The organism is Pandoraea sp. (genome assembly GCF_004297875.1).
GTDB lineage: Bacteria > Pseudomonadota > Gammaproteobacteria > Burkholderiales > Burkholderiaceae > Pandoraea.
On sequence record NZ_SCSK01000001.1, the window covers coordinates 81800 to 96945 of the forward strand.

The window sequence follows — 15146 nt, forward strand, 5'->3', positions numbered from 1 at the left end:
TCTAACTCTGCATCAGGCGTTTTTCGCGCGCGACGCTCATCAGAATGCCGACGCCCACGCCGAGCGTGACCAGCGCCGTGCCGCCGTAACTCATGAATGGCAATGGCACGCCGACCACGGGCAGGATGCCGCTGACCATGCCCATGTTGACGAACGAATAAGTAAAGAAAATCATGCTGATCGCCCCGGCCAGCAATCGCCCGAACTGCGTGGCTCCGCTGGCGGCGATCATCAGGCCGCGCACCACCAGCGCAAAATAGAGCAGCAACAGCACGCTCTCACCGATCAGGCCGAATTCCTCGGCGAAGACCGCGAAAATGAAGTCGGTGTGTTTTTCAGGGATGAATTCGAGGTGGGCCTGGGTGCCCTTGAGCCAACCCTTGCCGGTAACGCCGCCGGAGCCGATGGCGATGACTGCCTGAATGGTGTGGAACCCTTTGCCCAGCGGATCCGACGTCGGATCCAGGAATGTGCAGATCCGATGTTTCTGATAATCATGCAGCCCGACCCAACTGACGTTGGGCTGACAGATGCGACTCTCGAAGGCCAGCAGCGACCCGATGGCGATGACGGCGGCGAGAAAGACCGGCAAGATCAGTTTCCAGCTCAGTCCGGCCAGATAAATCACGTAGAGTCCGGCGGCAGCGACCAGCAGCGCCGTACCGAGGTCGGGCTGTTTGGCAATCAGTCCCACCGGGATCAGCAACAAAACCACCGCCACAACATAGTCGTACCAGCGCACGCCGCCTTCACGCTTCTGAAAATACCAGGCCAGCAGCAGCGGCATGGCGATTTTCATGATCTCGGACGGTTGGATCACCACGCCCACATTGATCCAGCGTCGCGCCCCGTTCTTGGTGACGCCGATCACGAATACCGCGATCAGCAGGGCGATGCCGAACGCGTAAAGGGGCACGGCGATGCGCATCAGTTTCTGGGTCGGCAGCGATGCCAGCAGCCACATCAGCACGAACGCCAGCCCGATATTGCGCAATTGGCTGGTGACCCGGCTCGGCACGTCGATGCTGGCGCTGTAGAGTGCGACCAGTCCGATCGCCAGCAGCAACAACATGATTACCACCAGGGGCAAATCGAATGCGGCGAATGCCCGCTTTACCCGGTCCGTGATGGACGGCTTGTCGAGCGTCATCATTGGCTTTCTCCGTGGGAGCGAAGCGCGGCGCGTCGGCGCGCCTCGTCCCTGAACAGCGGCAAGGGAGCCTTGGCGGCATGCGGCGGGCCTGACGTGCGCGATACGGTCGCGCCTGGCGACTGCGCCGAGCGGGCGTCCGCCGCCGAGGCCGGCGCCACGACGCCACTGGCGGCGCCGGGCGCACTGGCAGCGCCGGGGATGCCCGCCGCCTGGTTGGCGGCGGCTTGCGCGGCGCGCTCCTTGGGCTCGTCGATCAAATAATAGTCCAGTACCTTGCGGGCGATGGGCGCCGCGACCGAAGCGCCCCACCCGGCGTTTTCGACCAACAACGCCAGCGCGATCTTCGGGTGGTCTACCGGAGCGAACGCTTCAAAAACGGCATGATCCCGCTTGAATTCCGGCACGAGGTTATGGTTGTAGACCTCGCCCTTGGTCAGCGAAAAGACCTGTGCAGTACCGGTTTTGCCGGCGACCGTATAGGGGACGCCAATGAATTGGCGGTAGGCCGTGCCTTCGGGATTGCTCGTCACGCCTTCCATCGCATGTTTGACGAAGTCGATGTACTTCTGCTTGACCGGGATCCGGAAGCTGGCATGCGGCACGGTCAGCTGAATCTGATGCGTGATCGGATCCTGAACGGCCTGTACCAGATGCGGTTTCATCACCACGCCGTTATTGGCCAGCGTGGCGACCGCGTGCGCGGTCTGCAGGATCGTAAACGAGTTATAGCCCTGGCCGATGCCAAGACTCACCGTCTCGCCCTCGTACCAACGCTGTTGCGCCGGTGTCTTGTATGCCATGCGCTTCCAGGCCTTGGAGGGCAACACGCCGCGCGCCTCGCCGGCGATGTCGATACCGGTGAGCTGTCCGAAGCCCCAGGGCACCATGAAATCGTGAATGGCATCGACGCCGAGATCGTGCGCGAGCATGTAGTAATAGGTGTCGTTCGATACCACGATGGAGCGGTACATATTGACTTGTCCCTGTCCGCTGCGCACGTCGTTGCGGAAGACGTGGTTGCCGAGCTTGTAAAAACCAGGATCGTGGAAACTCCAGTCCTCGGTGCGCTTGCCCAGGGTCAGTCCGGCCAGCGCCATGAACGGCTTGTAGGTCGAGCCGATCGGATAAGTGCCGCGCAAGGGGCGATCGAGCAGTGGCTTGTCGGGCGAGTTGTTGAGCGCATCCCAGTTTTGCTGGTCGATGCCCTCGACGAACAGGTTGGGGTTGAAACTGGGCTCCGATACGAAAGCCAGCACATCGCCGGTCGACGGCTCGATTGCCACCAGTGCGCCACGCTGTCCGGCAAAAGCCTTCTCGGCGACCTCCTGCAGCTTGATGTCGATCGACAGGATCAGGTTGTCGCCCGGCGTCGCCGGCGTGCGGGAGATGACGCGCACGGGCCGGCCGCCCGCGGTCACCTCGACCTCCTCGAAACCGGTGACGCCATGCAGCTGGGTTTCATAACTCTGCTCGACACCGGTCTTGCCGATGTAATCGGTGCCGCGATAGTTGTTGATATCGCGCCGAATGTCGTAGTGGGCGGGATCGGCGTCGTTTTCCTCGCTCATTTTCTGGAGGTGCTCGCGATCGCGCTGCGAAATGCGGCCGACATAGCCGATCACGTGTGCGGCCGTCTCGCCGAGCGGATATTGCCGGAACAGGCGGGCATGCACCTCGACACCCGGAAAACGATAACGCTGAGCAACAAACTGCGCGACTTCGTCATCGCTCAGCCGAGTGCGGATCGGCAAGCTCTCGAAACTTTTGCCGTCCTCGAGAAGCCGCTTGAAGCGCGAGCGGTCGCGCGGCGTAATACGTACCACCGTGGCCAGTTGGTCGATCAGCTTTGGCAGTGGTTCGTCGATCTTCGACGGCGTGATCTCCAGCGTATAGGCGGAGTAATTGTCGGCCAGCACCACGCCGTTGCGGTCCATGATGACGCCGCGATTGGGCACGATCGGCGCCAGTGCGATGCGGTTTTCGTCGGCCTGCAGTGCATACAGCTTGTGCTTGAACACCTGCAAATAGACGAAGCGTCCCGCGAGCAGCCCAAAGCACAGCAGCACGAACAGCCCGGCAGCGGAAATGCGCAGGTGAAACTGTTTGAGTTGCTGCTCGAGATTTTTGAATTCGGTCATGCGAAGCGGGCCGTCCCTGGCGTGGCGAAATCAGATCGGCCGCGTATCGTCGCGATCGACGGCGCGCTTCTGCGGCGCCAGCAGGAGGATGCTGACGATCGGCCATAGCGCCGCTTCGACGAACGCGGCCAGCAATGGCCACCAGCCGGGAAACGGGGCGCCGGTCGCCAACCGTATCAGGAACGGCACGAGGTGGGCGAGCAACAGCAGCGGCAGCACCAGCAGCGCCTGGGTGAAGAGCGTGAACCACAGCACGCGCCGGTGAATCATGATCGCACCGTAGGACAGCAGCGTATAGGCGAGTGCGTGCTCGCCAAGCAGGCCCGCATTGTGCACGTCCATCAGCAGCCCGACGATGAAGGCGATGCCCATGCCGACTTTGCGGGGCTGGTGAATATTCCAGAAAATCAACACCAGCGCGACGAAGTCGGGCATCACCGGAACGTCACCCCACGGCATCAGGTTGACCAGAAAGGCGGCGATCAGGCTGATGGCGATGAAGTACGGATTGACCGGCAGCAGTATGTATTGCGGGCGGGTCATGGAAGACTCTTCATGGTGTTTTCTTTTCCGGCGTTTTCTGCGCGGGCGCGGCAGTGGCCTTGCCGTGCGCGGTCGCACCCTGGGGCTTGCCGGTCTTGCGAGCGTCGCCTTTCTTGCCGTCTTTGCCGTTCTTGTCGGTCGGCGGCGCGTTTTGATCGGTGGAGCCGGCGGCCTCGGTCGGGGGCGGAGGTGGCGGGTTGTATTGCAGCACCAGCACCTGCCGCTGGCTGTGCAGTTGCGCCACCGGTTGGCAGACGATGCGGGCGAAAGTCGTGTCGGACTGCTTGTCCACACGTGTGACGCGAGCGACCGGCACGCCGGCGGGATACACACCGCCCAGGCCGTTGGTGACTACCTGATCGCCCACTTTCACGTCGGCGCTCAAGGGGATGAAGCGCAGATCGAGCGCGCCGCCCGGCAAGCCCCCGTAGACCACGCTGTTCACGCCGCTGCGCAACAGTTGCACGGGCACGGCCTGATCCTTGTCGGTAATCAGGGTTACTTCGGAGTACATCAAGAATACGCGTGTGACCTGTCCCAGCAGTCCCTGCTCGGTGATCACGGGGGCGCCGGCCTTGACCCCCTGTCGCGAGCCGCGGTCGATGACTACCTTCTGCGTGAACGGATCGCGCGTGTCGTACTCGATCTGGGCCGGGATGGTCGGTACCTGCATGCGGTCGCGCAGCGCCAGCAATTGTCGCAGGTGGTCGTTCTCGGCGCTGAGCTCGGCGTTGCGCATCGCTTGCGCCGACAACTCGAGGTTACGCTCGCGCAGCAGGCGATTCTGGGCGCGCAACTGGCCTTCGCTGACCAGGAAATCGGAAGCGCCGACCAGACTGTCGCGCGGCACCAGCATCACGCGCTGTAACGGATACAGGGCCGTGCCGATGAAATAGCGCAGATTTTCCAGCGTCTTGTAGTGCGAGTCGACCACGAGCAGGCCGACGGCCAACGCGACGAAACAGATGAGTCGCGCCAGCGCCGACGGCCCTTGCTTGAAGAGTGGCGGCGGACTGTACTGCATGCAATGCCTTGAAAAACCGTCTTAAAGGGATCCGTCGGCCGCGCCGCGGAGCCGTGCTCTTGGCAAGTTCACTCGTACGAAAAGATGCTGCCGAGCTTGTCCATGCGCTCGAGCGCCATGCCGGAGCCGCGCACCACGCACGTCAGCGGGTCTTCGGCCACCAGCACCGGCAAGCCGGTTTCCTCGGCCAGCAGGCGATCGAGGTCGCGCAACAGCGCGCCGCCGCCGGTCAGCATCATGCCGCGCTCGGCAATGTCGGCGCCCAGCTCGGGCGGTGTTTGCTCGAGTGCGATCTTGACCGACGAGACGATCTGGTTGAGCGGGTCGGTCAGCGCTTCGAGAATTTCGTTGCTGGAGATGGTGAAGGCGCGCGGAATGCCCTCGGAGAGGTTGCGGCCCTTGACTTCCATCTCCTTGACCTCGGAGCCGGGGAAGGCCGAGCCGATTTCCTTCTTGATCGCTTCGGCGGTCTGCTCACCGATCAGCATGCCGTAGTTGCGGCGAATGTAGTTGACGATCGCCTCGTCGAACTTGTCACCGCCCACGCGTACCGAACCCTTGTAGACGATGCCGCCCAGCGAGATCACGCCGACTTCCGTGGTACCGCCGCCGATGTCGACCACCATCGAGCCGGTGGCTTCCGATACCGGCAGGCCGGCGCCGATGGCCGCGGCCATCGGTTCTTCGATCAGATAGACCTGCGAGGCGCCGGCGCCGTGCGCGGCTTCCTTGATCGCGCGCCGCTCGACCTGCGTCGAGCCGCATGGCACGCAGATGATGATGCGCGGGCTCGGTGAGAACATGCGCGATTCGTGCGCCATCTTGATGAACTGCTTGATCATCTGCTCGGTCACCGTGAAATCGGCGATCACGCCGTCTTTCATGGGCCGGATCGCCTCGATGTTGCCGGGCACCTTGCCGAGCATCTGCTTGGCTTCCTTGCCGACCGCCTGAATCGTCTTTTTGCCGCTGGGGCCGCCTTCCTGACGGATCGCGACGACCGAGGGCTCGTCCAGGACGACACCCTTGCCGCGCATGTAGATCAGCGTGTTGGCCGTACCGAGGTCGATTGCCAGATCGTTGGAAAAATAGCTGCGTAGAAAACCGAACATGCAAAATCCTGTTTCGCGTGATGCCACCGGCCGAATTCGATGGGCGGGTTGGCAGTGTCTGAAATACGGGGCTCGAACTCGAAATTTCTGCGGGCCGATGCGCCAGCGCTGGTCCTGTGCCAATCGCACCAAGGCCAACCGGGTGGCTGCATGTCGAGTGCCGCACGCCGCTTCGGGGCCCGCGAGCGCGGCATCGACCGGGCTAAAACATGCAAAATGCTGCCCGGCCAAAAATTTAATGTGCAATGATACCTTATAATTTTGGGGATTTTGCAGGAAAAAAGCGGAGTTTGGCGCCGCGAACCGACCCCGGCGCCGCCATAGCCGGCTTTCGGAAAATCCTCCTGTCTGGCCGCGTCGCGGCATGCCGTCGGCGACTCAAACGCATTGATTTTTATTGAGATATTTCATGGCATTGAATCTCAGCGATGTCACGCGCATCGCGCATCTGGCGCGCATCGAACTCGCGCCCGGCGAAGCCGAGCACACGCTTGCGGAATTGAATGGGTTTTTCGGGCTGGTCGAACAGATGCAGGCGGTCGACACCGAAGGCGTCGCGCCGCTGGCGCATCCGATCGAACAGATCCAGGCGGTGAGCCTGCGCCTGCGCGAGGACGCGGTGACCGAGGCGGTCGACCGCGAGGCCAATCAACGGCCCGCGCCGGCCGTGCAGGACGGGCTGTATCTGGTACCCAAAGTCATTGAATGAGCGCGGCGCAATGCTGTGCGCCGCTCAATCGCATTTTCTCCTGATGGTTTTATGGAACTCTCCCTGACCGATTTGCAAGACCTGCGCACGGCGCTCGACACCAAGCGCGTGTCCAGCGTCGAGCTGGCCCAACATTATCTGGCCCGTATCGACGCGGCTCGGGCGCTCAACGCCTTTGTCGACGTGTCGCCCGAGGCCACGCTGGCCCAGGCCCGCGCGGCCGACGCACGGCTGGCGCGCGGCGAAGGCGGCGCGACCGCCCCGCTGCTGGGTATTCCGCTGGCTCACAAGGACGTTTTCGTCACCCGCGAATGGGTTTCCACGGCCGGCTCGCGCATGCTGGCGGGCTACCGCAGTCCGTTCGATGCCGCCGTCGTCGAGCGCCTGGCCGAAGCGGGCATGGTATGCCTTGGCAAAACCAATATGGACGAGTTCGCGATGGGCTCGTCGAACGAAAACTCCCATTTTGGCCCCGTGAAAAACCCATGGGACCTGAGCGCCGTGCCCGGCGGATCGTCCGGCGGGTCTGCCGCGGCAGTTGCCGGTGGGCTGGCGCCGGTGGCTACCGGCACGGACACCGGCGGCTCGATTCGGCAGCCCGCCGCTTTTTGCGGGCTCACGGGCATCAAGCCGACGTACGGCAACGTGTCGCGCTACGGCATGATCGCGTTTGCCTCGTCGCTCGACCAGGGCGGCCCGCTCGGCCGCAGCGCGGCGGACTGCGCGCAGTTGCTCAGCGCCATGGCAGGGTTCGACAAGCGCGACTCGACCAGCCTGGAGCGTCCGGCCGAAAATTACATGCGCCAGCTCGGCCAGCCGTTGCCCGGCGCGAGTGCGGCTCAGCCGCTGGCCGGGCTGCGCGTCGGCCTGCCGCGCGAGTATTTCGGCGACGGGCTGGCCGACGACGTACGCACGGCGATCGAAAATGCCTTGCAGACGCTGGAGAGCCTCGGGGCCGTGCGAGTCGAGATTTCGTTGCCCAAGACCGAACTGTCGATCCCGGTGTATTACGTGATCGCGCCGGCCGAGGCGTCGTCCAATCTGTCGCGCTTCGACGGCGTGCGTTACGGACATCGGGCCGCGCAATATGCCGATCTGCTCGACATGTACAAGAAGACCCGCGCCGAAGGCTTCGGCGCCGAGGTCAAGCGCCGCATCCTGGTGGGCACGTACGTGCTGTCGCATGGCTATTACGACGCCTATTACCTGCAGGCGCAGCGCATTCGCCGCCTGATCGCGCAGGACTTCCAGGACGCTTTCGCCCAGTGCGACCTCATCATCGGACCGGTCGCGCCGAGCGTGGCATGGAATCTGGGTGAGAAGAGCGACGATCCGCTCAAGATGTACCTGGCCGATATCTATACGCTGTCGGTCAGTCTGGCGGGCTTGCCGGGCATGAGCGTGCCGGTTGGCTTCGGCCAGGCGCAGCGCCCGGTCGGCATGCAGATCATCGGCAATTATTTTGACGAGGCGCGCATGCTGCAGGTCGCGCACGCGTTCCAGCAGGTGACCGACTGGCATCGCCGCCAACCGCAGGGGGGCGTCTGATGCGGTATGCGCTGGCCGCGGCCGGTTGTGCCGTGCTCCTTGCGTCGTGCAGTTTCAGTTCGCTGCCGAGTGCGCCGATCGCCTATCACCCGATCGATCTCGACGGCCATTGTGCTCAGACGGATGTGGACGGCTTTCGCGAGCAGGCGACCCTGAAGGTGCGCGACAACTGGGTGCAGGCGCTGTCCTGGCGGCTATGGGTTGGGCAGCGCGGCAGTTGCCATTTCGAGCTGTCCGAGTTTCGGCAAACGCGCACACGTCCGCAAATCGAGCTGCGCGCGCGCGACGGCAGCGCTTGCGAGCTGATGGTCTGGCAGGAGCCGGGGCGCGTGACGCTGGCGCATGCGAATTGCGAGCAGTACTGTACGCCGGGCATTTACCAAGAGGCATGGCCGGTCATGTTCGATCCTCACGCCGGCATCTGCGCGGCGGCCACGCGCCGCGCGGGCTGATGAATGAAAAGGTAAGCACTATGCAATGGGAAGTCGTGATTGGCCTGGAGACGCATGCGCAGCTCTCCACGGCATCAAAAATTTTTTCAGGGGCATCGACCCGCTTCGGGGCGGCGCCCAACACACAGGCGTGCCCGGTGGATCTGGCGCTGCCTGGCGTATTGCCGGTCATGAACCGGGGCGCGGTCGAACGCGCGATCCAGTTTGGGCTGTCGATCGGTGCGACGATTGCGCCGCAAAGCATTTTCGCCCGGAAAAATTATTTCTACCCGGATTTGCCCAAGGGCTATCAAATCAGCCAGTACGAAATCCCGGTGGTGCAGGGCGGCGCGCTGACCATTCAAGTCCCGGCCGACGAGAAGACGGGCATGCCGGCCTACGAAAAGACGGTGCAGCTCACGCGCGCCCATCTCGAGGAAGATGCCGGCAAGTCGCTGCATGAGGATTTCGCAGGCATGACCGGTATCGATCTGAACCGGGCCGGCACGCCGCTGCTCGAAATCGTCACCGAGCCGGATATGCGCAGCGCCGCGGAGGCGGTGGCCTATGCCAAGGCGCTGCACGGCCTGGTGGTGTGGCTGGGCATTTGCGACGGCAACATGCAGGAAGGATCGTTTCGCTGCGACGCGAACGTCTCGGTGCGCCCGGTGGGGCAGGAAGCTTTCGGCACGCGCGCCGAAATCAAGAACCTGAACTCGTTTCGCTTCCTCGAGGAGGCAATTCACTATGAGGTGCGGCGTCAGATCGAATTGATCGAGGACGGTGGCGAGGTCGTGCAGGAGACGCGCCTGTACGATCCGGACAAGAGAGAAACCCGCTCGATGCGCAGCAAGGAAGACGCGCATGATTATCGCTATTTCCCCGATCCGGATCTGATGCCCCTGGTGATCGCCGCCGACTGGATCGAGCGTGTGCGCGGCGAACTGCCGGAGTTGCCCGGCGCGATGCAAGCGCGCCTGGTCGAGCAGTACGGACTGACCAAATACGACGCCGCCGTGCTGACGTCATCCAAGGCCATGGCGACCTATTTCGAGGCGGTCGTCGCCCGGGCCGGCGCGGCCAGTGCCAAGCCGGCCGCCAACTGGATCATGGGCGAGCTGGCCTCGCAACTCAACCGTGACGGCATCGAACTGGCGGCCTGCCCGGTGTCGGCCGCGCAACTCGCCGGCTTGCTGGCGCGCATCGCCGACGGCACGATCTCCAACAAGATCGCCAAGGAAGTGTTCCAGCATATGTGGGACGAGCCCGCCGACGACGAAGCGGCAGCCGATCGCATCATCGAGTCGAAAGGCCTCAAGCAGATCTCCGACACCGGTGCGCTGGAGAAGATCATCGACGAAGTGCTGGCGGCCAATGCCAAGTCGGTCGAAGAGTTCAGGGCCGGCAAGGAGAAGGCCTTCAACGCGCTGATCGGCCAGGCGATGAAAGCCACCAAAGGCAAGGCGAACCCCCAGCAGGTCAACGAATTGCTGCGCAAGAAGCTGTCAGCCTAGCCTGACTCCGGTGTGACGGCAGGCGCGTTTCACGACGCGTCATGCCGCATCAGATCGGCGGCCTTTTCGGCAATCATGATGGTCGGCGCGTTGGTGTTGCCGCCGATCAGCGTGGGCATGACCGAGGCATCGACCACGCGCAGCCGCTCGATACCGCGCACGCGCAACTGCGGATCGACCACGGCGGCCGCGTCGCTGCCCATCCGGCAGGTACCCACCGGGTGGTAGATCGTATCGGCCCGCGCGCGGATCAGCGCCCGCAGCCCGTCATCGCTCTGCACATCCTGCGAGTACAACTCCTTGCCACCGAATTCGGCGAGCGCGGGCGCCGCCAGAATCTTGCGCACGATGCGCAGGCCCCGCAACAGGCCTTCGAGATCTTCGGGCTCGCTCAAAAAGCGCGGGTCGATCACCGGCGCCTGGCGCGCATCGGCACTGGCCAGGGTGACGTTGCCGCGACTTTTCGGGCGCAAGACGCACACGTGGCACGAAAAGCCGTGACGCACATGCAGCTTGCGATTGTGATCGTCGGAAATCCCCACCAGGAAGTGCAATTGCAGATCGGGGCGATCGAGCCCCGGCTGGCTCGACAAAAAGCCGCCGGCCTCGGCCACGTTGCTGCTGAACACGCCGCGCCGCTCGCGCAGGTAGCCAAACAGCGCACCGCTCAAATGTGCGATGCCGGCGGGTGAGAAGCCGATCAGATCGCTCGACGGCACGCATTTATTGATGATGACATCGAGGTGATCCTGCAGGTTGGCGCCGACCCCGGGGGCCTCGACCAACGCCGGGATGCCCAGCGATTGCAAGTGCTCGGTCGGACCGATGCCGGAGCACATCAGCAATTGCGGGCTGTTGAAGGCGCCGGCGGCAAGCACGATTTCGGCGCGTGCGCGCAACGTCTCGCGCCGGCCGCCCCGCTGCACCTCGACTCCCACGGCGCGCCGGCCCTCGAAGACGATACGCAATGCGCTGGTGCCTGTCATGACATGCAGGTTTTGCCGCGTGCGGCCGTGCAAATAAGCGCGTGCCGCGTTCCAGCGCTCGCCGTTCTTTTGCGTCACCTGGTACAGGCCCACACCCTCTTGCGAGGCACCGTTGAAATCCCCATTGACCGCAAAGCCGGCTTGGCGGCCGGCCTCGACAAAGCGCATCGAAAACGGGTTGGGCGAACGCAGGTCGGCCACGTTCAACGGCCCTTGCGTGCCGTGCCAGGCGTCGGCGCCGCGTTCATTGTGCTCGGCTCGCTTGAAATACGGCAGCACGTCCTGCCAGCGCCAGCCGGGGCAACCGGCGTCGGCCCACGCGTCGTAATCGAGCGGATGCCCGCGTGTGTAGATCATGGCGTTGATCGAGCTGCTGCCGCCCAGGCCGCGCCCGCGCGGCTGATAGCCTCGCCGGCCGTCGAGCGCGGGCTGCGGCGTCGTATGGAACGCCCAGTTGCGCGCCGACTTGAACGGCACCAGGCCGGCCAGCCCGAGCGGCGTTTTGACCAGCCAGTGATGGTCGTCGGGCCCGGCCTCGAGCAGCGCAATCGTGCGCTCGGGCAGCGCGTCGGCCAGGCGCGCCGCGAGCGCGCACCCGCCCGATCCCGCGCCGACCACGAGATAGTCGTACTCCATGTCTTCCTCCCGGTTTTTATATCGTCGTTGTGCGCTGATTGTAGTCACGGCAATCGCGGCGTCGGCGGACTCAATGCGAGGTATTCCTCTAATTTGCCGGCTGCCTGGCGCCGGCAACCCTTCTATGATGTGGGCAGCGCGGCGCAAGCGGCGCGTCATCTATGATGAAAGCAGGCCGTTCGCGGAACGGACCGTGCTCGGAGGGACATATCATGAGTTCACCATGGACGACGCATCAGGTCGAAAACCAGGTGCCCATGCTGGAGAACTACGACCTGTATGGCTGCGATGCCTTGCTCGGTGAGGCCGTCGAGCGTCATGGCGCCGGCTGGCACGCCGCCGAATTGCAGCGCTTCGGTGCGCGTCTTGGCCAGACGCAGGTGCAGCAATGGGCCGACGAGGCCAATCACCATTTGCCCGAACTGGTGACCCACGATCCCCAGGGGCGGCGTATCGATCGGGTGGATTTCCATCCGAGCTGGCATGCGTTGCTGGGGCTGTTGCGCGGCGAGGGCCTGCATGCGCTGCCGTGGTCCGCGCCGGGCCCGGGCGCGATGGCCGCGCGCGCGGCCGGCTATTTCCTGCATGGGCAGGTCGAGGCCGGCACCCTGTGCCCGACCACCATGACCTTCGCCAGCATTCCTGTGCTCGCCAGGGAGCCGGCGCTGTTTGCGCAACTCCAGGACAAACTTTTCGCCCGCGAGCATGACGCCCGCGATTTGCCGCTGGCGCAAAAGCGCAGTGTGCTGATCGGCATGGGCATGACCGAGAAGCAGGGCGGCTCGGACGTGCGTACCAATACGACGCGGGCCACGCCGCTGGGGCCGGGCGGGCGCGGCGGCGCATATGCGCTGGTGGGGCATAAATGGTTCTTCTCCGCGCCGATGTGCGATGCCCACCTGGTGCTGGCGCGCACCACCGATCACGATGCGTTGTCGTGCTTTTTCGTACCGCGGTTCAAGCCGGACGGACAAAAGAATCCGGTGCAGATCCAGCGTTTGAAGGACAAGCTGGGCAACCGCTCGAACGCCAGCAGCGAGGTCGAGTTCCTGGACGCCTACGGCGTGATGGTGGGCGACGAGGGGCGCGGCATTCCCACCATCCTCGAGATGGCCACCTATACGCGGCTCGACTGCGTGATCGGCAGCGCCGCGCTGATGCGCCAGTCGTTGGTGCAGGCAATCCATCACGCGCGGCATCGGCGCGCGTTCGGCCAGGCGCTGATCGCCCAGCCGCTGATGCGCAATGTATTGACCGATTTGGCGCTCGAGTCGGCCGCCGCCACCTTGCTGATGATGCAGCTGGCGGCCGCATTCGACCGACCGGACGATCCCGTGGCGCGCGCGTGGCGGCGAATTTTGCTGCCTGCGGCGAAATTCTGGGTTTGCAAGCGCGCGCTCGAATTCGCCGGCGAGAGCATGGAGGTGTGGGGCGGCAACGGCTACGTCGAGACCGGGCCGATGGCGCGGCTGTACCGCGAGGCGCCCGTCAATTCGATTTGGGAGGGCTCCGGCAACATCATGTGCCTCGACGTGTTGCGTGCGGTGCAGCGCGAGCCCGAGCTGGCGCATGCGTTGCTCGACGCACTGGACGACCAGGTGTCGGGGCACGCGGCGCTCAAGGCGGCATTGGCCGATCTGAGACGGCAGGTGAGCGGCCCGCCCGAGACGCGTGAAGCGATGGCGCGGCATATCGCTCAGCAATGGATCCTGCTGGCGCAGGCCGGCCTGATGCTCGCACATGCGCCGAGCGCGCTCGCCGGAGCTTTTCTCGCCAGCCGCTTCGAAATGTCCGGCGGACGCGTCTACGGTACGCTGCCGGCCGACGTCAACCAGGCAACACAGGAAGCGATTCTGGCGCGCGCGTTCGCGCCATAACGAGACATCAATAAAATCGACAGGGAGAGCAGGATGGAAAATTTGGCGCAACGTTTTGCTGCGCTGCGCGAGGCTTATGCGCGCGAACCGGTACCCGGCTGGTCGACGCGAGCGGCCCGCTTGACCACTTTGCGCACGATGCTGCGCGAGCATCGCGAGGCGCTGGCGCAGGCCATCGACACCGATTTCGGCGGGCGGCCGCGGCAGGAGACCGATTTGCTCGAACTGTTTCCCAGCCTGGGCGGAATCGGCCATGCGCTGGCGCACGGCAAGCGCTGGATGCGACGGCGCCGGCAGTGGGCCGGCCTGTGGTTCCTGCCGGCTCGCACCGCGCTGGTACCGCAGCCGTTGGGGGTCGTCGGCATCATTGTGCCGTGGAATTATCCCCTGTATCTGGCCGTCGGCCCGCTGACCGATGCGCTGGCCGCGGGCAACCGTGTGATGATCAAGCTGTCGGAATACACGCCGCGTTTTGGAGAGCTTTTTGCCGAACTGGTTGCACGCTACTTCCCGCCCGATCAGATCACCGTGGTCAATGGCGATGCAGAGGTCGCCCGCGAATTCTCCGCGCTGCCGTTCGACCATTTATTGTTCACCGGCTCGACCGCGGTAGGCCATCACGTGATGCGTGCCGCAAGCGAGCATCTGACGCCGGTCACGCTCGAACTCGGTGGCAAATCGCCCGCCATCATTGGCCCGGGCGCGCGTTTTTCGAATGCGGTGGAGCGCATTCTCGCGGGCAAGCTGCTCAACGCCGGCCAGACGTGCATCGCGCCGGACTACGTGCTGGTCCCGCGCGAGCGGCAGAACGAATTCGTTACCGAGGCAACGCGCATTGCCCAGCGCCTCTATCCGCGGCCGGCCGACAATCCCGACTTCGCCAGCATCATTTCACCGCGGCATTTCGGCCGGCTGCAAGGGCTGCACGACGATGCGCTGAGCCAGGGCGCGATGGCGCATCTGCTGTCGGCCGATACCCCGCAAGTTGACCGGCGGCGCTTGCCGCCGGTGGTCTACACCGGCGTCAGCGATTCGATGCGCCTGATGCAGGAAGAAATTTTCGGGCCGCTCCTGCCGCTGGTGCCCTATGACTCGCTCGACGAGGCGATCGCCTATGTCAACGCTCATGCCCGTCCATTGGCGTTGTATATGTTCGACGATGATCGCCGGCGGGTCGAGCAGGTCCTGACGCAAACCGTGGCGGGCGGCGTGACGGTCAACGACACCCTGCTGCATATCGCGCAGGATACGTTGCCGTTCGGCGGCGTCGGCGCCTCGGGCATGGGCGCTTACCACGGTTATGACGGCTTTCTGGCCTTCACCAAAATGAAACCGGTGTTCTACCAGGCGCGCGTCAACGGCATGGGACTGCTCAGCGCCCCCTACGGCAAGCGCTTTGCCGCAATGCTTCGATTGTTGCTGCGCTGAGCCAATGAAAAACGCGCCGCGGGTTACCCCGGCGGCGCGTTGCGGAA

General features: G+C 64.2%; 12 protein-coding genes. 6 read left to right on the forward strand and 6 right to left on the reverse strand.

Annotation, left to right across the window (positions count from 1 at the left end; translation table 11 throughout):
- Position 1 precedes the first annotated feature (1 nt).
- From rodA to EPN80_RS00420, 5 genes are all read right to left on the reverse strand, one after another.
- Positions 2–1150 (reverse strand): rod shape-determining protein RodA, encoded by a 1149-nt coding sequence (rodA, locus tag EPN80_RS00400; protein ID WP_293022404.1) that lies wholly within the window; start codon positions 1148–1150, stop codon positions 2–4.
- On the reverse strand, positions 1150–3291 hold the full coding sequence (gene mrdA / locus EPN80_RS00405; protein WP_293022228.1) for a penicillin-binding protein 2: 2142 nt from the start codon (positions 3289–3291) through the stop codon (positions 1150–1152). The genes rodA and mrdA overlap by 1 nt, the downstream gene beginning before the upstream one ends.
- Before the next feature lie 30 nt (positions 3292–3321).
- Positions 3322–3834 carry a rod shape-determining protein MreD gene (gene mreD / locus EPN80_RS00410; RefSeq protein WP_293022231.1) on the reverse strand — a complete coding sequence of 171 codons (513 nt, stop codon included), beginning with the start codon at positions 3832–3834 and terminating at the stop codon, positions 3322–3324.
- 10 nt (positions 3835–3844) lie between these two features.
- Complete coding sequence (mreC, locus tag EPN80_RS00415; protein WP_293022234.1) at positions 3845–4858, reverse strand: rod shape-determining protein MreC; 1014 nt, start codon at positions 4856–4858, stop codon at positions 3845–3847.
- A 68-nt stretch (positions 4859–4926) separates the two neighbouring features.
- Positions 4927–5970 carry a rod shape-determining protein gene (locus EPN80_RS00420; protein WP_047215460.1) on the reverse strand — a complete coding sequence of 348 codons (1044 nt, stop codon included), beginning with the start codon at positions 5968–5970 and terminating at the stop codon, positions 4927–4929.
- A 409-nt stretch (positions 5971–6379) separates the two neighbouring features.
- Here EPN80_RS00420 and gatC point away from each other — a divergent pair, with 409 nt between their 5' ends.
- Genes gatC through gatB form a run of 4 tightly spaced genes read left to right on the forward strand, consistent with a single transcriptional unit; the run spans position 6380 to position 10172 of the window.
- On the forward strand, positions 6380–6679 hold the full coding sequence (gatC, locus tag EPN80_RS00425; RefSeq protein WP_047215458.1) for an Asp-tRNA(Asn)/Glu-tRNA(Gln) amidotransferase subunit GatC: 300 nt from the start codon (positions 6380–6382) through the stop codon (positions 6677–6679).
- A gap of 51 nt (positions 6680–6730) precedes the next feature.
- Positions 6731–8227: an Asp-tRNA(Asn)/Glu-tRNA(Gln) amidotransferase subunit GatA gene (gatA, locus tag EPN80_RS00430; protein ID WP_047215457.1), complete on the forward strand. Its 1497-nt coding sequence runs from the start codon at positions 6731–6733 to the stop codon at positions 8225–8227.
- Entirely contained in the window at positions 8227–8679 is a 453-nt protein-coding gene (locus tag EPN80_RS00435; protein WP_293022241.1) for a hypothetical protein, read from the forward strand. Before gatA ends, EPN80_RS00435 begins: the two co-directional genes overlap by 1 nt.
- A gap of 20 nt (positions 8680–8699) precedes the next feature.
- Complete coding sequence (gene gatB / locus EPN80_RS00440; protein ID WP_047215455.1) at positions 8700–10172, forward strand: Asp-tRNA(Asn)/Glu-tRNA(Gln) amidotransferase subunit GatB; 1473 nt, start codon at positions 8700–8702, stop codon at positions 10170–10172.
- 29 nt (positions 10173–10201) lie between these two features.
- Here gatB and EPN80_RS00445 read toward each other — a convergent pair whose 3' ends face one another.
- Positions 10202–11794: a GMC family oxidoreductase N-terminal domain-containing protein gene (locus EPN80_RS00445; protein ID WP_293022245.1), complete on the reverse strand. Its 1593-nt coding sequence runs from the start codon at positions 11792–11794 to the stop codon at positions 10202–10204.
- A 212-nt stretch (positions 11795–12006) separates the two neighbouring features.
- Between EPN80_RS00445 and EPN80_RS00450 the strand changes: the two genes are divergently transcribed.
- Entirely contained in the window at positions 12007–13671 is a 1665-nt protein-coding gene (locus tag EPN80_RS00450) for an isovaleryl-CoA dehydrogenase (RefSeq protein ID WP_047215453.1), read from the forward strand.
- Between the two features lie 33 nt (positions 13672–13704).
- Positions 13705–15099, forward strand: a complete 1395-nt coding sequence (locus EPN80_RS00455; RefSeq protein ID WP_047215452.1) for a coniferyl aldehyde dehydrogenase — start codon at positions 13705–13707, stop codon at positions 15097–15099.
- Positions 15100–15146 lie beyond the last annotated feature (47 nt).